The 21,103-nt window shown below is 43.0% G+C and carries 18 protein-coding genes, 2 tRNA genes and 1 pseudogene; 11 read left to right on the top strand and 10 right to left on the bottom strand.

The features are described from left to right. Positions 1–4: 4 nt before the first annotated feature. Positions 5–589, bottom strand: coding sequence for a hypothetical protein (locus MJ612_RS12310; RefSeq protein ID WP_250419172.1), 585 nt, complete (start codon positions 587–589; stop codon positions 5–7). A 538-nt stretch (positions 590–1,127) separates the two neighbouring features. Here MJ612_RS12310 and MJ612_RS18445 point away from each other — a divergent pair. From MJ612_RS18445 to MJ612_RS12280, 7 genes and pseudogenes are all read left to right on the top strand, one after another. Continuing rightward, a pseudogene (locus MJ612_RS18445) lies at positions 1,128–1,292 on the top strand (Arm DNA-binding domain-containing protein); the annotation flags it as partial. A gap of 18 nt (positions 1,293–1,310) precedes the next feature. Further along, positions 1,311–2,177 carry a site-specific integrase gene (locus tag MJ612_RS12305; protein ID WP_187031770.1) on the top strand — a complete coding sequence of 289 codons (867 nt, stop codon included), beginning with the start codon at positions 1,311–1,313 and terminating at the stop codon, positions 2,175–2,177. A gap of 57 nt (positions 2,178–2,234) precedes the next feature. Further along, positions 2,235–3,188 carry a hypothetical protein gene (locus MJ612_RS12300; RefSeq protein WP_187031772.1) on the top strand — a complete coding sequence of 318 codons (954 nt, stop codon included), beginning with the start codon at positions 2,235–2,237 and terminating at the stop codon, positions 3,186–3,188. 126 nt (positions 3,189–3,314) lie between these two features. Continuing rightward, positions 3,315–3,620, top strand: a complete 306-nt coding sequence (locus MJ612_RS12295; RefSeq protein WP_187031774.1) for a helix-turn-helix domain-containing protein — start codon at positions 3,315–3,317, stop codon at positions 3,618–3,620. Then, a complete protein-coding gene (locus MJ612_RS12290) occupies positions 3,614–4,147 on the top strand; it encodes a hypothetical protein (RefSeq protein ID WP_187031776.1) in 534 nt (177 codons plus the stop codon). Before MJ612_RS12295 ends, MJ612_RS12290 begins: the two co-directional genes overlap by 7 nt. A gap of 34 nt (positions 4,148–4,181) precedes the next feature. Then, positions 4,182–5,114, top strand: coding sequence for a phage/plasmid replication domain-containing protein (locus MJ612_RS12285; RefSeq protein ID WP_187031778.1), 933 nt, complete (start codon positions 4,182–4,184; stop codon positions 5,112–5,114). Positions 5,115–5,350: 236 nt separating this feature from the next. Then, entirely contained in the window at positions 5,351–5,626 is a 276-nt protein-coding gene (locus tag MJ612_RS12280; RefSeq protein ID WP_187031780.1) for a hypothetical protein, read from the top strand. 201 nt (positions 5,627–5,827) lie between these two features. On the opposite strand, the gene MJ612_RS12275 is transcribed toward MJ612_RS12280, so the two are convergent. From MJ612_RS12275 to mutS, 5 genes are all read right to left on the bottom strand, one after another. Beyond that, a complete protein-coding gene (locus MJ612_RS12275; protein WP_187031782.1) occupies positions 5,828–6,559 on the bottom strand; it encodes an FkbM family methyltransferase in 732 nt (243 codons plus the stop codon). 323 nt (positions 6,560–6,882) lie between these two features. Continuing rightward, positions 6,883–6,966 (bottom strand) — tRNA-Leu (locus MJ612_RS12270). An 81-nt stretch (positions 6,967–7,047) separates the two neighbouring features. Then, positions 7,048–7,120: transfer RNA gene (locus MJ612_RS12265), tRNA-Gly, on the bottom strand. A gap of 204 nt (positions 7,121–7,324) precedes the next feature. Next, positions 7,325–7,813 carry a GyrI-like domain-containing protein gene (locus tag MJ612_RS12260; RefSeq protein WP_187031784.1) on the bottom strand — a complete coding sequence of 163 codons (489 nt, stop codon included), beginning with the start codon at positions 7,811–7,813 and terminating at the stop codon, positions 7,325–7,327. A 33-nt stretch (positions 7,814–7,846) separates the two neighbouring features. Beyond that, positions 7,847–10,477, bottom strand: coding sequence for a DNA mismatch repair protein MutS (gene mutS, locus MJ612_RS12255; RefSeq protein ID WP_222619654.1), 2,631 nt, complete (start codon positions 10,475–10,477; stop codon positions 7,847–7,849). Positions 10,478–10,662: 185 nt separating this feature from the next. On the opposite strand from mutS, the gene MJ612_RS12250 reads away from it, so the two are divergent. The 4 genes from MJ612_RS12250 to MJ612_RS12235 all read left to right on the top strand — a co-directional run bounded on the left by MJ612_RS12250 (position 10,663) and on the right by MJ612_RS12235 (position 16,519). Further along, positions 10,663–11,196, top strand: a complete 534-nt coding sequence (locus MJ612_RS12250; RefSeq protein ID WP_187031786.1) for an RNA methyltransferase — start codon at positions 10,663–10,665, stop codon at positions 11,194–11,196. A 249-nt stretch (positions 11,197–11,445) separates the two neighbouring features. After that, positions 11,446–13,917, top strand: a complete 2,472-nt coding sequence (locus tag MJ612_RS12245) for an outer membrane beta-barrel family protein (RefSeq protein WP_187031788.1) — start codon at positions 11,446–11,448, stop codon at positions 13,915–13,917. Positions 13,918–14,627: 710 nt separating this feature from the next. Then, on the top strand, positions 14,628–15,632 hold the full coding sequence (locus MJ612_RS12240) for a dipeptidase (RefSeq protein ID WP_187031790.1): 1,005 nt from the start codon (positions 14,628–14,630) through the stop codon (positions 15,630–15,632). Positions 15,633–15,859: 227 nt separating this feature from the next. Beyond that, on the top strand, positions 15,860–16,519 hold the full coding sequence (locus tag MJ612_RS12235; protein WP_187031791.1) for a hypothetical protein: 660 nt from the start codon (positions 15,860–15,862) through the stop codon (positions 16,517–16,519). Positions 16,520–16,535: 16 nt separating this feature from the next. Here MJ612_RS12235 and MJ612_RS12230 read toward each other — a convergent pair whose 3' ends face one another. From MJ612_RS12230 to MJ612_RS12215, 4 genes are all read right to left on the bottom strand, one after another. After that, the gene (locus MJ612_RS12230) at positions 16,536–17,087 is read right to left on the bottom strand and encodes a DUF4142 domain-containing protein (RefSeq protein WP_187031794.1); all 552 of its coding nucleotides are present in this window, start codon (positions 17,085–17,087) and stop codon (positions 16,536–16,538) included. Positions 17,088–17,190: 103 nt separating this feature from the next. Continuing rightward, positions 17,191–19,509, bottom strand: a complete 2,319-nt coding sequence (locus MJ612_RS12225) for a M20/M25/M40 family metallo-hydrolase (protein WP_187031795.1) — start codon at positions 19,507–19,509, stop codon at positions 17,191–17,193. 125 nt (positions 19,510–19,634) lie between these two features. Beyond that, a complete protein-coding gene (locus MJ612_RS12220) occupies positions 19,635–20,426 on the bottom strand; it encodes a TerC family protein (protein ID WP_187031797.1) in 792 nt (263 codons plus the stop codon). A 109-nt stretch (positions 20,427–20,535) separates the two neighbouring features. Beyond that, positions 20,536–21,033 carry a YajQ family cyclic di-GMP-binding protein gene (locus tag MJ612_RS12215; RefSeq protein ID WP_187031799.1) on the bottom strand — a complete coding sequence of 166 codons (498 nt, stop codon included), beginning with the start codon at positions 21,031–21,033 and terminating at the stop codon, positions 20,536–20,538. Positions 21,034–21,103: the final 70 nt, after the last annotated feature.

Raw genomic sequence — 21,103 nt, 5'->3', positions numbered from 1 at the left:
TTCTTTAAAAACGGAAACCTGTTTTAATGGTATGGTTAAAAGCTGAAAGCCATTGTTTGCGGTAAGAAACAGATTGATTTAATTGCATTTCAAATTCAGGCTCTGAGGCCAGCAAATTAGATTCCAATCCAATATCTACTTTCCCGAAAGTATAATTTACACCTAGTGCGGCTGCGTAAGCTGGTACAAACTTTTTCCCGCTCTTTACAGTGCCGCTGCCAACATCATTGGTAATTTTCATTTCCCATATATCCGGCAGCATACTTCCCAAGCTGCCTTTTGCATAAAAATTCCACTGCTTCACCGGAAACATACCATACAAGTCAGCCATCAAAAAAGTAAGCGTGTAAGCCTCGGTCTGCACGGTTGTAGCCGACGAAAAGGAATTAGCCACAGCTATAGCGTTCAGGTTATTGCGGCTATGCCCTATAGTTAAACCTGCTCCATAATAGCGATGCAGACCAGCAACATAATTAATGGCTACAATAGGCCCATTTTCTACATATCCCTTGTTATCTGCACTCTCAATACCTGCCAAGCTCTCAGGTGCCATCGAAAGACCACCACCAACAAAGATCTTGTGCTGCACTGGAAAACCCTTTTGTGCGATCGCACAAAAACTGACAGCACTGAATGCCAGAAATAGAAAAAACCTGTTCATAAAATTTTACCAACTAATGAGGAAGGGATATCAAAGCACTTGACTATGGATAATACGTGATTAATAAAAATAGTTTAGGTACTTTAGAAGTATAGTGGTACCAGGATAAAGAAATATCAGGATGGCTATTTGATTACAAACCGGGTTGAGGCCTAGATCTTTGATAACATGTAAAACAAAAAGCCCTTGCAACTTACGTTACAGGGGCTTTAAAATGTACCAGGAGCGGGTACATAACCTTTAAATATAGGCAAACAACAATAAATAAAAACCGGCTTTAAACATCAATAAAGGCACTTTTTCAATTTTCAGCACTGCCTTATTTGCCTTTGTTTTGACAATGATTTACTAAGTTTTGTTGCTGGTTTATTGCTCGACAAATCCCGTTTTATTACATTGTAAGAGATTGGAAAACAGCAGCTAAGCAAGTGAAAAAACAACCACAAAAGAACCTGTAAGGCTAAGGCAAAGAAAGCTAAGTAATGGTAATATAAGCCTTTACTTAGATTACTACAATGATGGGGTAAGGCAATATGAATATTTAAAGCTTTACCTGGTAGATAAGCCTAAGACCGCCTTAGAGAAACAGTCTAACAAAGCTGCATTAGAACTTGCACAACGCATCAAAGCCAAGCGAACAGAAGAAGCCTTGCTAGGAACTTATGACCTGCAAAGCAAAGCCCTTACCAGTACTGATTTCCTGAAGTTCTACCAAGCCTACATCACTACTTATACCAAAGCAGATAAGCGGGTGCTTACTGCCAGTTTAAAGAAGTTTAAAGCCTACCTGCTAGACAGGCATGGCAAAGACAAATTGCAATGTAAGGAGCTTACCCAAAACCTTATTATAGGCTATAAAGATTACTTAGAAACTAACCACACTGGAGAAGGCCCGCTAACATACTTTAACCGCTTTAGAAAAGTAGTTAAGTATGGTCTTAGAGAAAACCTGTTCCATAAGAACCCACTGCCTGAAAACCTGAAATTTAAAAGCGGGGGCATGAATAAGGGAGTACTTAGTTTAGATGAAGTAAAGAAGCTTGCTAATACTCCTTGTGGTAATGAGACTATAAAGCGGGCTTTCCTGTTTGCCTGCAATACAGGCCTTAGATTTGGGGACATCAAAGAGCTTAAATGGCAGCATATAAGCAATAACGAGCTACTGATTAAGCAGAACAAAACCCAGGAAGTAAACCGCCTTAGGCTAAACAATAACGCCCTTAAACTGATAGGAGAAAAGGCCGGCCCTAAAGATCTTATCTTTCCCTTACCAAGTTTTGAGGGCTCAACTAAAACGATCAGGAATTGGGTAACAAGAGCAGGCATAGAAAAGCGCATTACATGGCACAGCGCCCGCCATTCCTTTGCTACTAACATACTCCTGTTAGGGTATGACATTAAAACACTTTCTCAGCTCTTAGGGCACACTTCAATTAAGCATACACAGAAATACCTTAGCATTGCAGATGAACGCAAAGTGCAGGCTGTAAACGCCTTGCCTGATTTAGGTATTTAATGGTTTTATCACAGTCATAACGTGCGGGTGTAAAGAGCCTGCTTTTAACTTTTAGCTATGGAGAAGTATGAATACACTTACCAAGACTGGTTAGATGGCAATGTGCAGGGGGAGTATTTGAATGATTTGAGAAATGACTTTTCTCCAAATGATTTCATGAAGATTGAACGACGAATAAGAGAAGCTTTTATAAAAAGAGTAAATGACATTATAAAAGCCTTTAGAAGAATGTTCTTTATTCACTTTAATATGTCTCTTGTGAAAGATGAAATTTTATCAGATTGGATTGATAAGATAGAATCTAAGATTAATAAATTTAGAGATAAACAACCAGAAACCGTTTTTATGGCAAGATTGGGAGGAGATGGGAAAAATAAATTCTTGACAGCAATACAGGTTGAAGAATATTTTTCATTCGATGCAGAAAAAGGCAACTTTGATGATGTATATGATTTATATAAAACAATGGAAGAAGGCACTAAGCCACTAAATTATGTTATTTATGTAAACTTCCTTAAGTGGCTTAATTGGTTTAAAGCTGAACAATTAAAAAACACATCTGAACCATTTTTACTCTTAAATACAAACATTGATGAAGAAAACCAACTTAGGGAATTATTAAAAGATAAGAATACTAGCTATAAATGGCAAAACAATCCTAATGAAGAATTGCCTAAGTTACACCAAAACTTACTTGCTAATGGTCTAATAAATACTAATACTACATTAGACCAATTTAAGGCTGTTTTTGAAGCAAAGCCTTTAAATAAAATAAAGCCTGTTGACTGGGTAGGAGATAAAAACCTGTTAGCTTATTTTGTAGACTATATTTATAGCAATAGGCTAATACATTTCAATATTAATCAATGGAGTGTTGCTGAGTTTTGCTTTACCAATGCTAGGAATTTGGCTCAATCCAAAGACCGGTATTTAAGCAACAAAAACATAAAACACCCAGGAAAGCCTAAGAATTACCAAATATTAGATGAGGTGTTAAAAGGTTTAAACTAGTTTATACCCTATTACTGCTAAACCCCTATCTATTCTTTCCTTTTACCTGCCTACATACCTTTACTCTTGTTATAACGACACAGGAAAGGCCTTTCCATTTTTTCAACTTTTAACAAGAACTGAAAAATGGAATTACAACAATTAGAGCAAAGGCTAAGGAATATAGAAACCCTACTCCTTACCCAAAAAACAGTATTAAACTTTGATGAAGCGGCAAGCTATACAGGCTTATCTAAGAGCTACCTGTATAAGCTTACATCTACTGCACAAATACCGCATTTTAAGCCCCAGGGCAAGCACATCTACTTTAGTAAGCTAGAGTTAGACCAATGGCTGCAAAGGAACGCTGTAACGCCTTTAAATGATACTGACATAGAAGAGCAGGCAGCAACCTACATCACTCTTAAAAAGATGGGAGGTGCTTCATGCTAACGGCTTACTATAAGTTTGAGATCCTGCCTGATGAAGTAAAGGCTCAACATGGTATAAAGGCAAAAGGCAGGTTAGATTGCACAGCCTACACCAACACAACAGGCTATACAGGTTTGATGAATTTCATCAATAGCAAAGGACAAAAGTACCTGTATAAAATGCCTGCCAGGGAGTTTGTAAAAGCCAATAACAAAAGGTTAGCAGAATGGGCTTTATCTAATGGCAGGCTAAACCTATCCAGCATCTACTTTGAAGACACAGATTATCCTGAATATGGGTATGGCTACCCTAATGCAAACAGGCTGTTAGGTAAAGGCGAACCTAACCCGCTTTTCCCTTTCAGGAACGACTGCTATCTGTTTATCACTAATGCAGATATAACCCAGATTGAAGTACTGGTAATATTGAATGGCAGAAACCTAGTACCGGCCTATTACCAACGCCTGATTGATGGAGATCTAGACAATGAGCTGCAAAGCCTGAGAGAGCAGGCCCGGCCGTTCTTTAATTATGATAGTTCCTTATAGTAAGTAGTACACCTTGATAGATTTTATCAAAGCAATGTACTGTACTATATGGCAGTTCCTGGAAAAGGAACAGGCAGGCGGTTCTGTAATGGACTGCCTGCCAAACTACCTTACCAACCTATCAGAGAGTTACAGGCAGGACACAGACAAAACTTATATTACAGGCAATGCAGGTAATTTAAGAATAGGCATTTCAGACAGCGGGGTAAGCATCAAAGGCAGTTTAGCAAAGTTCTACTTGGGTACTAACCTGCACACCCTTACCCGCTCAGATAGCAGGCGGGCCTTTGAAATGTTGGCAGATACTTTACACCTGCCAATACATAAAGCAAAGGTTACAAGAGTAGATGTAGGACATAACATCATTACAGCCTATAAACCTGAGCTATATTACCCTTACTTAGGACAAAGCCCTAGGTACACCCGCCTAACCCAACCCAAAAGCATAAGCTATCAGAACAGCCAAAGAAGTGTAAAGGCATACAACAAGATAGCTGAGAGCAAAAAGAACAGGGTAACAATTCCTGATGTATTCAAAGGTAAGAACCTGATGCGGTTTGAAGTTAGCTACATGGCCCGCCTGCCTAAGCAATTAAACCAAGCGGTAATAACACCTGACACCTTAACAGATGAACGGTTCTATATGGATATGATAGACCGTTGGCACAATGAATATGAAGCAATAAACAAAGTAGGATTAGCAAAGATGGATACTAGCAAGATTAAAACAGAAAAAGATTACCTGGACCAGCTATTGATATTAGCCATTCAGGAAAAAGGATTAGATACTATTCTACATCATGTAGAAGTAATGAGGGAGCAAAAGGTATATAAAAGGCCTGAATACTACTCCAACCTGAAAAGGAAAATAAAGAATTTAGTAGGGTGCAAAACAGTAGCAGAACAACCTGAACTAATACAGGAGCTTAACAAAAAGATAGCCCGGGCAAAGGCAAACTACAGGTAAATGATAGAGCTATGTTTCTTACTGGAGCTTATAAACTTGTCAAAACTTTACATTATCGCGCGTATAGGGGTAGGGGGTAAAGATCCTAACTGGAGCTAAACAAGCCCGACCGCATGACAGTAATTATTACTCACTGCCAAATTAAAGGCAAAGGGGGTAAATGTTAGCAAATGTTAGTATGTTCGCTCGTATAGAAAAGGCAGGGCTTCAAAGGTCCTGACTTAGTATTTCTTAGTATGAGCAGTACAATTAAATTTATTCATCATACAGGCAAATTTCTACATTCTACCTGGTATAGAAATGTAGAGGATATAGTCTTTTATGATGAAGAATTTAATGCCTTAGCCTATCAGATTGCAACAGGCGAACATACCTATGAAAAGGAACTCAGTAATATTGGCTGGCATTACTTCTTTACCACGCCTGAGTATATACTTAAGGTAACATGGGAATATGATACAAGCGCATCCATTCAGATAAAATCTGACACTACCTTATACTATAAAAAGTAAGGTTAATGCCTACTTACCCGCGCGTTAGATAGGGAGAGATTAAGCAGGACTAGGCCAGTACGCGCACGAACAGAAGCAAAGACCTAAAAGAGTTGAGTTCTCTTACATAGAAAAAAGGCGGTAAAGTAGAAAGTAATAACTAAGTATTGATGCTAGCGCCTGCGATTTATATTCCTGCCTATAAACATCTAAACAGAAATATTAAATATTTTCATCTTGGAAATATCCATTCACTGCTAAAAATCCAATTATCTTGTAATTCATAGATTTTAAATACATTACAATCTCATCTTTATTGAATTCTTCTAATTTAAAATCATGAAGTTCAATAACTATTAACTTTGGCCTATATTTTCTTAAATCTAAGGATTTCAACACTTTAAAATCATAGCCTTCCACATCAATTAAAAGAAGATCTATAACTGGGATATTCTCTTCAACAAGAATTTGAGTTAAAGTTCTAGTCTCTATTACGCTATATTCAGATTTAGGCTTAAATACATCCTTCATAACTGAATAAAAGCTTTCATCTATAGTATTAATCTTATTATTCTCAAAGTGAAATACTTTTACTTCTTTTACTTCATCAGAAATAGCAGTATGTACTTGAATATCTGCTTTACGCTCAACTTTGTGAAGCGAAATTGAATCCCTATTTAAGTCAATTGTGATTCCTTTCCAACCTTCTAAATACAATTTAAAAGAATTGGAATGTTCTAATGGATGATTGCAGCCAACATCTACATATACCCCATCTCTTAAGCCCACGTTAGACAGCAGATGTCTGATAGCTAAGTCTTCTCCAAATTGAGAATAACTTTCCTCAAACCCAGTGATTTTAAATAATCTCTTAAATAAATAGTTTAAGTTAATCTTGAAAGCTCTTTCAATAGATAGCCTTTTGAGATTAAATCCTTTAGATAATGATTGCATATTGCTTTCTTATTAAATACATGTTAAAAGGACAAAAAATGGCTTAGTTGTCTACTACTCACTGGATTGAGCTTGATATTCCAGTAGTGATCTCAGTTTATAAATGTAGTAAATTATATATTGTGATCGCAACTTGAATATTAACACCTTAGGCGAGAGGTAATCTTCTTAAATCATAAAAGCGTTAGTGTATATAATAAACCTAATAATTCACTAGTAGTCCTTTCTGATGATATCCCTAAATTTTGTTGCTAGTTTGTTGCTCAAAAAACAAAAAAGGGCTGTAAATCATTGATCTACAGCCCTTTATCTTTTATAAAATGTACCAGGAGCGGGAATCGAACCCGCACGTCCTTGCGGACACAAGATTTTAAGTCTTGCGTGTCTACCAGTTCCACCATCCCGGCAAGCCATCCGGACGACATCCGAAGGGTGAGTTTAAAAAACAAAGACGTTGTTTTACACAACGTCTTTATCTGCCTTTTTTGAGCGGGAGACGAGGTTCGAACTCGCGACCTCGACCTTGGCAAGGTCGCGCTCTACCAACTGAGCTACTCCCGCTTTTAGTCTTCACTATTTCGCTTTCCGTTTCCGTCCCAGCGATTTAGTGATACAAAGATATAGACAAAAATCCACTTGTCAATAGCCTGTGCAAAAAAAATCTTGCATTTATGCGTTTCAGACTGATTTTCAGAGAGAAAAATTTAATAAAACTTTCTGCGTGCTCTGATTTTATACTTGTCCAGAGTTTATTGCTCTTACTTTCTACCTCAGTTTTACCGGAATCCAGATCTCTTCTTCCGAATCCGGGTTGTTCGGACCCAGGTATTTTTCGCCCATCACATCAAAATGTGGCCTGGCATCAAGCTCGTATACAGACTCTGGTAGCCAGAAACCATAAATGTATTGTGCGGCTTCATAAAAAGCACTGCTCGCCCCTTTATATATAAAAACAGCATAAAGCCCGGCAGGAAGTATAAACGTAGCCATCCCGTCAGGTATAGCATTAAAGTCTGAGACCTCTACGGCTGCCCATTTCTCAAACTCCGTTTTAGGTGTAAATTCCTCTACATCCAATCCACCGTCAAATACCTGTACTGAATAAAACAATTGCCCAATACTATTCCGGATTTCCTTACGGCGTGGCATAAACCGCTGCCACATAGCTACAGTATCATCCTCCGCCAGTGAAGTATAAATCTGCATGCCAACCAGCTTTTTCTCACCGCACATCAGGATCTCAGGCTCTTGCATCGGCTTACTATTTATAGTTTCTAAAGTATAAGGTTAGCGTACAGTTTCAGCTTTTTCCTTCAGGAGTAGCTTGAGCTCGTTTAATTTTAATAAAGCCTCTACCGGCGTAATAGTGTTTATATCCAGCTGCTCCAGCAGTTCTTTAGCGCGAGCCAGTTGCGGATCATTTAATTCGAACATACTTAGCTGGAAGTTATTTTTAGGTGCGGATTTCATTTTCTGTGCCGGTGCCTGCTCACTCACTTTTTCTTTCTCAAGGTGGTGCATGATCTCATCGGCGCGTAGCACCACGCTATTCGGCATACCGGCCATTTGTGCCACATGTATACCAAAACTATGCTCGCTGCCGCCTTCTACAAGCTTACGCATAAACAAAATCTTACCACCCGCTTCGCGTACCGACACGTTATAGTTCTTCACTCGTGGCAGTTCTTCGGCCAGTTGGTTTAGCTCGTGGTAATGCGTGGCAAAAAGCGTTTTGGCTTTATACTTCGGATGATTATGCAAATGCTCTACAATGGCCCATGCAATCGAAATGCCGTCGTAGGTACTTGTACCACGCCCGATCTCATCCATCAGCACTAAACTTCTATCCGACAGGTTGTTAAGTATACTTGCCGTTTCGGTCATCTCCACCATAAACGTAGACTCGCCTTTCGAAAGGTTATCTGAAGCGCCCACACGGGTAAAGATCTTATCGATGATGCCTATACTTGCTGCCTCTGCGGGTACAAAACAACCGATCTGCGCCATCAGAACTATAAGTGCTGTCTGGCGCAGCAAGGCACTTTTACCGGCCATGTTCGGCCCTGTAATAATGATCACCTGCTGGGCTTCATTATCCAGGAAAATATCATTCGGCACGTAGCTTTCGCCCAGTGGCAATTGCTTTTCGATAACCGGGTGACGGCCTTTTTTAATATCCAGCACGTGGCTATCGCTTACCTCCGGCTTCACATAGTTATTGGCCAGGGCTATACCTGCAAATGAGCTCAGGCAATCAATTACCCCAATCACTTTAGCGTTTTGCTGTACCTGCGCCACGTAATCCAAGGCGTGCAGCACCAGCTCATTAAACAAGCCAAACTCTATACTATAGATGCGGTCTTCGGCATTCAGGATCTTCTCTTCGTAAGTTTTCAGCTCTTCGGTAATGTAGCGCTCGGCGTTTACCAGCGTCTGTTTCCTGATCCAGGTAGCAGGCACTTTGTCTTTGTGGGCGTTGCTAACTTCCAGGTAATAACCAAACACCTTGTTATAGGCAATTTTTAGTGAACTGATGCCCGTATTCTGTACTTCGCGACGCTGTAATTGTGCCAGGTAATCTTTACCAGAGAAGGCTATACTTCTGAGTTCATCCAGTTCTGCATGAATGCCATCGTTGATCATGTTGCCCTGGTTGGTAAGCATTGGTGGCTCAGGCTTCAGGATGTTCTTTATCTCTTCGCGCAGGCCATCGCACGGCGTTAATTGGGCAGCCAGTTTTTGTAAGGCCGGGATATTGCTCAGCGCCAATGCCGTTTGTATCGGAACGATTGCATCCAGGGCTTTGGCCAGTTGCACCAATTCTCGCGGATTTACACGACGCACCGCCACTTTCGATATCAGGCGCTCCAGGTCGTTTATCTGCTTCAGGTGGGTAGTGAGCTCAGTCAGCAATTCGCGGTGCTGGGTCAAGGCTTCTACGGTATCCAAACGCCTTTTTATCTGGGTAACATCTTTCAGTGGCAGCACCACCCACTTTTTCAGCAGGCGGGCACCCATTGGTGTAACCGTGTGGTCGAGCACCTGTATCAGCGGCACGCCTTCCTGATGCTGCGGATAAACAAGCTCCAGGTTACGCACGGTAAATCTATCCAGCCACACATACTTATCTTCTTCCAGGCGGGAGATGGTGGCAATATGGCTGATCTCTTTATGCTGGGTTTCGGATAAATAATGAAGTATAGCTCCAGCCGAAATAATGCCTTCTGTCATGCCTTCGATACCGAAACCTTTCAGCGATTTGGTACTGAACTGGCGGGTCAGCGACTCGTAAGCGAAATCATAGTTAAACACCCATTCTTCCAAGGCAAAATATCTGAAATCTGGACCATAACGTTCAGTAAATGTTTCTTTTTCGCGTTTGCAGAACAGCACTTCTGCTGGCGACAGGCTTTGCAGCAGCTTGCCTATATAGTTGCGGTCGCCTTGCGCGGTAATAAACTCGCCGGTAGAGATATCCAGAAAAGAAACGCCTGTTTCGGTTTTGCCAAAATGTACTGCTGCCAGGTAGTTGTTGCTGCGGCGTTCCAGTACCTGATCGTTAAACGACACACCTGGTGTTACCAGCTCGGTTACGCCACGCTTTACGATGCCTTTTACTAATTTCGGGTCTTCCAATTGATCGCAGATGGCTACTCGTTCGCCGGCACGTACCAGTTTGGGCAAGTAGGTATCCAGGGAATGATGCGGGAAACCGGCCAGCGCTATTTCGGAAGGAGAACCTGCGCCACGCTTGGTGAGCACAATATCCAGTATCCTACTTGCCTTTACCGCATCTTCGCCGAAAGTTTCATAAAAGTCCCCTACCCTGAACAGCAGCAATGCCCCCGGATGCTTCGCCTTTATGGCGTTGTACTGTTTCATCAGTGGGGTTACAGTGCCTGTGCTTTCTGCTTTCATACTATGTATGCTAATTATGAATTCTGAATTATGAATTTAGGGATGAATAACCCACCCCTGCCCCTCCGAGGAAGGGATTTATACTTTCTTCAACAACCAACTATAAACTATAAGTTTGATTTTAGAGCAAACTGCCTGACCTTTGTAATGGTGCTGGCGAAGCTAAAGTCTAATATCTAAAAAGAATGCGTAAACTTTCGATGGATGAACTTAACCGCGAGTCGGTTGAAGAATTCAAAAATAAGAAAAAAATACCGTTAGTCTTGGTACTGGATAATGTTCGGAGCCTGAATAATGTGGGTTCTGTTTTCCGTACGGCCGATGCCTTTATGGTTGAGAAAATATACCTGTGCGGCATTACCGGCACACCCCCTCACCGTGACATCGAAAAAACTGCCTTAGGTGCAACAGAATCAGTAGAATGGGAGCACGTGCCGGATACGCTGGAACTGGTACTGAAACTAAAAGAGCAGAACTATAAAATTGGTTCGGTGGAGCAGGCAGAGAACAGCCTGAAACTGAACGAATTTATACCTGAACCTGGCCAGCATTTTGCGCTTATATTGGGAAACGAAGTTTTTGGCGTGGAGCAGGAAGTGATCAACAACTCTGATTTTGTGCTGGAGATTCCGCAATTCGGAACCAAGCATTCGCTTAATATATCGGTGGCCACCGGCGTGGTGGTCTGGGATTTTCTGAGCAAAACCCTAGGGCAGTAAACTATAGCTATACTTGCTCTCTGAAAGCAGCTGTTCCAGCAAATCAAAGCGGTACAGCTGCTTTCTTATTTTATACTTTCCAGCCTGAGCTTTTAAACCTTTATACTTGTTGTTTGTACTACTAACAGGTTTTTGCCGCTACCTGTATTTTGCACCTCGTAGCTAGCTATACTTTAATACCCGCCCTGCGCTACTTCAACACTATCTCACCCTTAGACGCGTAAATATTTTATTGCATAATCTATGCCTATGATGACGAGTTTACACAGATCTATACGTATACTTTCTCTACTGATTTTCCCGGTTGCCCTATCAGCACAAACACCTTCTGCCAGTGGTAAAATATCAGGAACACTTCAGGATGCAGCCTCCAAAGCTGCTGTGGGTTTTGCCAATGTAGTGTTGCATACTGCCGCAGATTCCAGCCTGGTAACCGGAGCCACTTCTGATATAAAAGGTAAATTTATATTGGAGCGTGTACCCAATGGGCGGTTTATACTTCGTGTTTCGATGGTGGGCTATCCGGCTAAGTTTGTACCTAATATAAATGTCAGTGCTGCTTCGCCAACTATAAACTTAGGCATTATCTCACTTAAACCAGCCTCTACCCAACTCCGGGAAGTACAGGTAACCACCGAGCGTGAGCTGGTGCAGTATGACCTCGATAAAAAAGTAGTGAACGTGAGCAAAGACATGGCAGCACAGAGCGGCTCTGTGGCCGAAGTAATGCAGAACCTGCCATCTGTAACGGTAGATATTGAAGGCAACGTGAGCATGCGCGGCAGCACCAACGTAACTATACTTATCAACGGAAAACGCTCCGCACTCAGCAACCTTACCCTGGACCAGATTCCGGCCAACCTGATCGAAAGTATAGAACTTATCACTAACCCGTCATCCAAGTATAACCCGGAAGGCACCTCAGGCATCATTAACCTGGTAATGAAAAAGGAAAAGAAACCGGGTTTTCATGGCACTGCATCGGTTACGGCAGGCACTTACGACAACTATAATACTTCACTTAACCTGAATTACCGCTACTTTAAATGGTCTGTTAACGGGGGCTACGATTTCAGGCAACGTACCCGACCGGGCGAAAGCAACAGTTTTACCACCAACTATTACCTGGATACTGTAGACCAAAGTATAGACAGCACCAGTTACCGCATCCAGAACGGCGACCGCAATAGCACCGACAGATCACACAATTTCCGGTTAGGTACCGACTATTCTGTCACCCCTAAAATTACACTTTCGGCTTCTGCACTGTATCACTTTGGCCAGGATAAAGGCAACAGCGACATTAGGTATCAGTTTTTAGATGAGAACCGGGAACAGCAAGCATACAGCCTGCGACACACAAATGATTTAGAAGATGAACAGGCAATGGATTTAACCTTAGGATACCGGCAGACTTTTGACAAAAAAGGACAGGAACTGACGGCCGACCTGGTTTTTAATGCCAATGTAGATGATGAAATAAGCCATTTCCGGGAAACTGACATGAGTTCGAGCGATCTTCCGGATGTACAGCAAACACTGGTAGACGATGAAAACTATGAATTCGCAGCTAATGCTGATTATATGCACCCCATCTCGGAGAACAGCAACCTGGAAGCTGGCTTTAGAAGCACCTTTGAGCGTCTGGACGAAGACTCCCGATTTTTTAACCTGGACAATGCCACCAACGAACTGGTTTACGACAGCGAACTAAGCAACCACTTTATTTACGATGAGCAGGTACACGCCCTGTATGCCAACTATAACAACAAGTATAAAACCCTAAGTTACCAACTGGGCCTGCGTGCCGAACAGACCTATACTACTTCTGACCAGCGCACACAAAGTATAGTTACTGATAATAATTACTTCAGCCTCTTTCCGACGCTGTTCATCACCAACGATTTTGACGATAAGAACAAAGTACAGTTCAGTTACAGCCGGCGTATTAACAGGCCAAGCAGCCGATTCTTAAACCCTTTTGTAGATCGTTCAGACATTTATAACGTGCAGTTCGGTAACCCGAATCTTAAGCCTGAGTTTGTGAACTCGCTGGAGATGGGCTACCTGCGTTATTTTGGCAATGCTTCCTTCAACAGCACCGTATTCTACCGCCATACTTCCGATGAGATAGAACGTTTCAGAACGGCTACAGCCGTTATTGTTAACGGCGATTCCATTCCAGGCCAGCAAGTTACCTTCCTTAACCTTTCCAGCAATGCCTCTTATGGAGTGGAGTTGGGCCTTAATTACGATGTTGCAAAATGGTGGAAATTAAACGGTAGCATCTCCGGTTTCAGAACAGAGCTAAACTCTACACAAGGCGATACCGAGTTAAGCAGTAGCCGCATAAGCTGGAACTCAAAATTAAATTCCACCATGACAATCTGGAAAGACATGGATATCCAGTTGTCTGCCTTCTACCGCGCCCCAACCGCCGACATTCAGGGCCGGATGGAGCAGATGTTTAGTGCCGACCTAGGCGTTAAAAAAGATGTATTGAAAAAGAATGGCACCATCTCGTTACGCGTTACTGACATCTTCAACACACGTCAGTTTAACTTCCTGAGCTTTGGCCCTGAGTTCAGAACCGAAAGCGAGAACCGCCGCCAGACCCGCATCATTTACCTGGGCTTTACCTATCGCCTAAACAGCGAAGACAACCAACGCAATCGTCGCCAGCAGGACGAACAAAGCGGAGGAGATGAAGATGATTTTTAGGGCTTACCCCTTCCCAACCCTCTCCTAAGAACAGGAGAGGGAGCTTTTTTGTCATGTCGAACAGCGTGAGAGATCTGGAGTAGTTTTATAGTTGCCGTTTATCCAACCACCCCCAGCCCCTCCTTATCTAAGGCGGGGTGCTTTTCTGCTACTGCTATAGTTGAAGTTATAGTTTCATAGTTACTGTTTCAACACCCCTGTAGTCCCCTCAAGGGGACAGTTCTGCTATTACCAATTCATGAGCTAAAGTTCTATAGGTACAGACCCTAATCGGACAGGTCGCGACCTGTCCCCAAGGAAATACAACCACGAGAAAGGTCGAAGCTTACCGATTCAAACTATAGAATAGCAGTAGCTATGAGAAAGATCTCAGTCTTTGGGTTGAGCGCCTTGTGAATATCTGGTGGCGTAGCCATTGCGACGCAGGAGCAAAAGAGATTTGCACCGCGCGATGCCCGAAGACGAGGCCCCGCGGCCGTGAGCGCTCCAAAGCTAACTATAAAACTATAGGAGAATAGAGCTCCCAGGATTAAAGGCAGCTATAGAAGTATAGCTCGGTGCAAGTAAGTATAAACCTTAACTACAGGACGTATAAGATTTCTCGGCTTCGCTCGAAATAACAATTACATTATCCCCAACTCTACTTACATTCATACTATCAAACAAAAAAACTAACTTTCTCCGTATTACAAGCAAATATAAAATATACTATGACTGCTGCTACACTTCCGATAATTGACCTGCACTGCGACTTACTGGTATACCTGACGGATGTACCCGGTGCTATACAGGATAATGTGGATGAAATAGGATGTGCATTGCCTTCGCTTACACAAGGCAATGTAAAACTGCAGGTGATGGCTATATATTGCCCTACTAAATCAGGAAGTACGGCTTATGCTAAAAAACAAAGCGAAGCATACAAGCTACTTGCTGAATCAGAGAACTGTCTCACCGCCGTCACCAACCTAGATGAACTACACCAGGCCTTAAAGGCAGACCAGACAGGAATGGTAGTCGCAATTGAGAATGCTTCGGGGTTTTGCGAAGAAGACGAGCCCTTGGAGGATGGCTTTAAAAAGCTGGAAAAGATAATTGAAGATGCAGGCACTCCCCTGTACATCAGCATGACACACAGCCTGGCCAACAGGTTTGGTGGCGGCAATGCTACCACATTAGGAATAACCCGCGATGGCAAAATGTTGCTCGATTACATGCACGGCCGTAAAATAGCCATTGATATGTCGCATACCAGCGATGCGTTGGCTTATGATATTCTGGAGCATATCGACCGCGAAAAATTAGATATACCTGTTATTGCCAGCCACTCTAACTTCAGGCCACTCTGGGAGCACGAGCGCAACCTGCCTTATGAACTGATGCAGGAGATCATCCGCCGCAAAGGACTGATTGGAATAAACTTTCTGCGCTCTTTTCTGCATAACGATGAACCCGATGCGATACTTGACCATATAAAGTATGGCTTTGCACACGGAGCCGAAGATGTGATCTGCTTTGGAGCCGATTATTTTTATACCGCCGATGAAAAGGATGTGAGCCGCCTGCCTTTCTACTTCCCTGACCTGCTACATGCTGGTATAAGCTATAGCTACATCCTGAAAAAACTACAGGAACAACTGCGCCCCGAGCAGCTACAGAAGCTGGCTTATCAGAACGCGCTTCGCTTTATCGAACGCCTGTGGTCTGTTTCCTAACAACACTTACCCTAAACTTTCACCATAAAAACAGCAAAATCTTAAAAAGCACAACAAATTATATATCAGTTATTTATATCTGCACGTTTAAAATTAACAAGATGCTTCACTAAACTTTCTATATAGAAAGGTTGCCATATCTTCTGGATTGTCGTATACGCTGAAAAAGATCCCTCTTACTTTAGCCATGCAGTTAAATTGAGTTTCGTATTTTAAGCCGAACCCACATGGATACTCCGGAATATTCGCCTTACTACGTTCAGATAAATGAACTCTACATCGATACAGTAGTAATCGACGACACGGAGTTTATTACGCTTTGGTGCTTTACCATGCTCGATGATGAGTATAAGTTTATCTACCTGGGCTGCGATTTTACGCAGTTCAACCAGATACTTATTGCTGCCGGCGAGAAGGGTAAGGAGATGGCGCTGCACATGGCAAATATCCTGAACAAGCCTTACGAAACCCCTACCCTTATACCTATAAAAGAACAGTTTGACGAGTACCTTGAGCTGCTTGGCTTCGATATTATAGTGTATGAGCCCATGGCCGTGGAAGATGACGAGGATATGGATGATTTTGATGAAGATGATACTCCGATAGAAGATCTTTTCAGTGCCCGCCAGAACAAAACGTCACAGAAATACCTGATCTACCAGCTAGACAAACTATACCCGTCTAAAGTTTTTGAGCCTGAAAAACTGGCCAAAGACAAACTGACCGAATGTTTTGAAGACGACTCGCTGGAGCTTGCCCAACTATACTACGACTACCTGAATGCAGTAGAAAATGGCTACTCAGAGTGTGAAGCCCGCCAGGTAGCTGGCCTGGAACGCGATCTGTTTTTCAGAATGGCCCGCAAAGCATCGGAGCTCTGGAGTTAAATAACTTTACACTTTGCTAAAATTCAAGTGTATCCGCTGCTGCGTAAAGCTGCAGTTGGCTACGCAGGTGCGCTTTCATGTTGTTGAGCCAGCTGCGTAATGCCGGGTCTTCTGTTTCGTTTAATGTTTCCTGGTAGCGGTTAAGCTGTGCGCTAATGCTGTTCTCCAGATACTCCAGGTAGCGAGTCTCAAACTCCTCTCCTTCCAGCGCTTTAAAATCTTTAACTATCGTTTTATCGGCACCAGTCAGACTGTCGGGAAGTTGCACGTACTCATACTTACCGGAAATGCGTTGCAGTTTTCTTAATGCTTTGGTGTGTTGCAGCAACGCGCTATCAGCAAGTGCCAAGACCTGTGTATCTTCGGATTTCTGCTTGGCTAGTTTACTAAGTTCGGTCTGCAACATGCTGGTGCTGGCCGCATAATCCCAAAACATAGCACTGGGCTCCTGCTTTTCTAAAGTGTAAGTTACTTCGGTGGTTTCGCTTTCGGTAGTACGGCTGTCGCAGGCCGGTAACAAAAGCGAAATGGCTGCAAGTGCAAGTATAAAAAGCTTATCAGTAAACATGGCGTAGAGGAGTTATTAATTTCTGTTTTACGCAGGTTCTCTACTAAGTTTTATACTCCGATTAATCCCCGGAAAAGTACAGCTATAGTTTCTGTGGCAATTCTCAGAAAGTATAGGTTTTGCGAACAACGGTAATGTTGCTGTCGCGGCCCTGTTCCGGTACTACATGCGCTGGCTTAGGCTGCTTTACCAGTTCCTGTGGCAATGACAAAGTATGGTCGTAGAGCAGCAGGTTTAGCGGCACTCCCTTCTTCAGGCGTACTTCCAGAACAGCATCTTTGGTTAGCGGCAGGCCATAGTAACGGAAATGGTAAACAGGTGTAGTTTCGGTAGGTATAGGGTGCAGGTACAGCTCTCGTCCATTAAAGGCAACAGCCTGTAAAGTATCAGGTGTGGCTGGCTGAAGTATAAATTCCAGATGAGCTGCTCCGCGTGGCGAAGATAACCGCAGGCGCAGCAACCGCTCCGCTCCTCCCACAGAATCTGAAAGTACCTCGGCAACAGGTACAGGTAGGGCTACAGGTACGGCCTGGTTTTTAATGTTTATACGCTGTGCATCTGGGTAAATTTCAGTTAACGGCCCAATCTGCGGAGCAGTAAAGAATTGCCTGTTCCATTCATCTGTTTTAGCAAAGTTAGATACCCAGTAGGCAGACTGATCATCAGAATTAAGATAATAGGCCACGTGGCTATGCAACGGTTGTTTCTCGGATGGTTTTTCAGCATCGATAGCCTGTGCAACCTGTATTATACCTGCTGCCAGTAATGCCAACGGCAGCAATGGCACAGAGCGCCAGCTAAAACTACGCTCCAGTATCACCAGCAACGGCAGCACCAAACCAAGTATAAGCACAAACAACGCGATAGCACCAACCGGCAATTGCAGCGCAAAAGCTACAAAAACCACATGTACAATTGGAGTTATAATAAAGATAGCAGGTATAGCCGCCACCAAAAGTATAAGCGCATAACGCCAGCAGACTTCAGGTTTATGATACAACTCCTGCATAAGCGCCAGCAGTGTACCACCCATGCTAAACAGCAACGGAAACAGTAACAGGTAGGCAGCAGCCGGTACCAGTAAGTATAAGCCGATCATCAGGATAAACTGAAGTATAAATACACCCAGCATCAGTGATAAAAGGCTTAGCCAGCGCAGCACAAACCAGCTTAAAAGTATAAACAAACCCAGCGCCAACAGCAGGTAAGCAATTAAAAACGCATTGGAACTATACACACCGTTGTGGCCGTGGGTGAGTGGCATTAGTTGCAGCACCAGTTTATTTACAGGTATAAACACCCCTACTACTACAACCAGCAGCAACAGGTATAACCCAACCCCTGCTATAACCTGCCAACCTGTAACCTCCTGCTTCCGGATAGCCACTGTAACAGTTACCAACAACAGCAAAGCAGCCAGTGCAATCCAAAGTATGTTCAGCCCCACAGGGTAATTGATTACCCATCCGTTAATCAAGTTAAAGAATACCGTATCTGGAGCTTTGGTTTCAGTTAAGTCTATACTTCCGAAGTGGCGGACAAGGGCCAGCATATTACTTCCGTGGTGCTGCACACTTCCCTGGTTCAGGTTCTCGGGGTTATCGGTGATTTTATGGTAGTGCACAAAACCATCAATAAAGGCAGAATTTAAACCTGAGTAGCCTGCATCTTTAAAAATGGTGAAGTCCGTGTCGTTGGGCATGCGGCTGTAAATCTCGTAAGCCAGTGAACTTACAAACGGGTACGGGGCTGCTTTAATAAACTGCTTTGCCACCCAGCCATTCTGCGGACTCATCTCAAAGGTCATGCTCGGGCCTTCGTTGCCCCGGGCTTCTGCGTTTAAAACTATAGCTACCTCTTTAGCCCAAGGGTGCTCCATAAAAGCTTTTGCACCAAACAAGCCATACTCTTCGCCATCAGTCAGCAGCACTATTACATCGTGCTCGAGTGGTTTCTCCTGTTTTAAAGCACGAACGGTTTCCAGTATGGCTGCTACGCCTGCCCCATCGTCGCCGGCGCCGCGGGCATTGGGTTGGGAGTCGTAGTGTGCCATTAAAAGTATGGCCTGCCTGCCGGAACCTGTACCTTTAAAGCGGCCAAGTATATTATACACATTACCAATGGTAGTTACTGCTCCATTCTCGTCGGAAGCTATACTTTGCTGCACCTGCGGGTTAAGGCCCAGTTGCTGTAATTGCTTTAGCAGGTACTCCCTTACCTGGGCATGCGCAGCTGTGCCCATGGCATGCGGCTCTTTTGCGATCTGGTGAACGTGCTGCATGGCCCGCTCCGCCGAAAACGTGGTGGCAGGCGCAGTTGCCGGAACCGGAGACGGTGGCATCAGCAGGTAGATACTCAGCAAAGCAAGGCCGGTTAAAGCTAACAGCAGAAACCCGGCAATAGCAGTATTACGTTGGCGCATAGTGCAGTATATCAGCAAAGTATATAACTCTCCGAATATAAGTATAATATCTGATTTGTAGCTGTTACCAACAAAAAAGGCTTCCGTTAGCTAGTACCGGAAGCCTTTTCAGGAAGTATAAAAAGTTAATCTATAAGTGTATAAGCGTCGTCGTCTTTCAAATCGCTCTGGCGCAGGTGTACCGGCTCCACTTTCTTGCGAAGACGCATGTTCAGCATTTCTACCATTAAAGAGAAGAACATGGCAAAGTAGATGTAGCCTTTCGGAATCTCTACGTGGAAGGACTCCGCCACCAGCATAACCCCGATCAGTAACAGGAACGACAAGGCCAGCATTTTAACGGTTGGGTGTTTGTTCACAAAATCGCTTACATATTTAGCAAACAGCAGCATAATCACCATAGAGATGATAACGGCTATGATCATGATCATCACATTATTCACAAGGCCAACGGCTGTAAGTATAGAATCGAAAGAGAATACGATGTCGATGAGGATAATCTGGATAAGAATTTTACCCAGCGTTGCAGTTGCTTTAGCAGTGCCATGGCTTTCTTCTTCGCCTTCCAGTTTATTGTGTATCTCGGTAGTACTTTTAGCCAGCAAAAACAGACCACCGGCAAATAATATAAGGTCGCGTATCGATACAGCCTGGTCATTATCGGAGAACGGAATATCCAGTGTAAACAGCGGCTCCTTTGCCTGCACAATGTAACTGATAAACAGCAGAAGTATAACCCGGAATACCAGCGCCAGCATCAGGCCTATAGTACGGCCTTTTGCCTGCTGCTCTTTTGGTAAGCGGGCAACTATAATCGATATAAAAACAATGTTATCTATACCCAGCACCACCTCCATAAAGGTTAGCGTCAGCAGGCTTATCCAAGTATCCGGGTTAGCAAAAATTGAGAAATCCATAAGGTTGTATCGTTATTTGTTTAATTGTTGAAAGGTTGGATGGTTAAATTGCTGAAGCTGTTTTAAATGCTGATTAACAATTTAACAATATAGCAATTCAACAATATAATTAGCTTTTCATGTTCACGAACTGCAGCGGCATGCCAATTTCATCAGAATTGCTGCGAAGTATACCTATTACTTGCTGCAGGTCGTCAATTTTTTTGCCCGTAACGCGTATGGTCTCATCCATAATTGCTGCCGATACTTTCGCTTTGCTATCTTTTATCAGCTTCATTATTTTCTTGGATGTTTCCTTATCGATACCGGCTTTTACTTTAATATCCTTTTTAACCATGGCGCCGCTCTGGTAAGCTTCCTTTGAGAAATCGAGTGCGGTAGCGTCCAGCCCCTGCTTCACCATTTTGCTCATCAGCACATCTTCGGTATGCTGCACGCGCATATCGTTCTCCATTACAATCTTTACTTCGCTTGCCTTTTTATCATATTCCAGGCTGCCTTTGGTGTCACGGAAATCGTAGCGGTTCATGATCTCTTTGCGGGCCACATTCACAGCGTTATCCATAACCTGCGGATCTACTTTGCTTACAATATCAAAAGATGCCATAGTTATTTTGCGGTTTATACTTTAAAAACTGATTTACCTGAATTGAACTGACAAAGTTATTCTTAATTGC

It is taken from the genome of Pontibacter deserti (assembly GCF_023630255.1).
GTDB lineage: Bacteria > Bacteroidota > Bacteroidia > Cytophagales > Hymenobacteraceae > Pontibacter > Pontibacter deserti.
Note: the sequence above shows the minus strand (reverse complement) of the source record. Positions and strands in the feature narration are given on the sequence as shown.

Excerpts from the sequence above, each read along its gene's own strand:
- MJ612_RS12250 (WP_187031786.1), top strand. The coding sequence starts at position 10,663 with ATGCGTAAACTTTCGATGGATGAACTTAACCGCGAGTCGGTTGAAGAA.
- MJ612_RS12275 (WP_187031782.1), bottom strand. The coding sequence starts at position 6,559 with ATGCAATCATTATCTAAAGGATTTAATCTCAAAAGGCTATCTATTGAA.
- MJ612_RS12235 (WP_187031791.1), top strand. The coding sequence starts at position 15,860 with ATGGATACTCCGGAATATTCGCCTTACTACGTTCAGATAAATGAACTC.
- MJ612_RS12230 (WP_187031794.1), bottom strand. The coding sequence starts at position 17,087 with ATGTTTACTGATAAGCTTTTTATACTTGCACTTGCAGCCATTTCGCTT.
- MJ612_RS12240 (WP_187031790.1), top strand. The coding sequence starts at position 14,628 with ATGACTGCTGCTACACTTCCGATAATTGACCTGCACTGCGACTTACTG.
- MJ612_RS12260 (WP_187031784.1), bottom strand. The coding sequence starts at position 7,813 with ATGCAAGAGCCTGAGATCCTGATGTGCGGTGAGAAAAAGCTGGTTGGC.
- mutS (WP_222619654.1), bottom strand. The coding sequence starts at position 10,477 with ATGAAAGCAGAAAGCACAGGCACTGTAACCCCACTGATGAAACAGTAC.
- MJ612_RS12295 (WP_187031774.1), top strand. The coding sequence starts at position 3,315 with ATGGAATTACAACAATTAGAGCAAAGGCTAAGGAATATAGAAACCCTA.
- MJ612_RS12215 (WP_187031799.1), bottom strand. The coding sequence starts at position 21,033 with ATGGCATCTTTTGATATTGTAAGCAAAGTAGATCCGCAGGTTATGGAT.
- MJ612_RS12245 (WP_187031788.1), top strand. The coding sequence starts at position 11,446 with ATGATGACGAGTTTACACAGATCTATACGTATACTTTCTCTACTGATT.
- MJ612_RS12300 (WP_187031772.1), top strand. The coding sequence starts at position 2,235 with ATGGAGAAGTATGAATACACTTACCAAGACTGGTTAGATGGCAATGTG.
- MJ612_RS12280 (WP_187031780.1), top strand. The coding sequence starts at position 5,351 with ATGAGCAGTACAATTAAATTTATTCATCATACAGGCAAATTTCTACAT.
- MJ612_RS12225 (WP_187031795.1), bottom strand. The coding sequence starts at position 19,509 with ATGCGCCAACGTAATACTGCTATTGCCGGGTTTCTGCTGTTAGCTTTA.
- MJ612_RS12290 (WP_187031776.1), top strand. The coding sequence starts at position 3,614 with ATGCTAACGGCTTACTATAAGTTTGAGATCCTGCCTGATGAAGTAAAG.
- MJ612_RS12285 (WP_187031778.1), top strand. The coding sequence starts at position 4,182 with ATGTACTGTACTATATGGCAGTTCCTGGAAAAGGAACAGGCAGGCGGT.
- MJ612_RS12220 (WP_187031797.1), bottom strand. The coding sequence starts at position 20,426 with ATGGATTTCTCAATTTTTGCTAACCCGGATACTTGGATAAGCCTGCTG.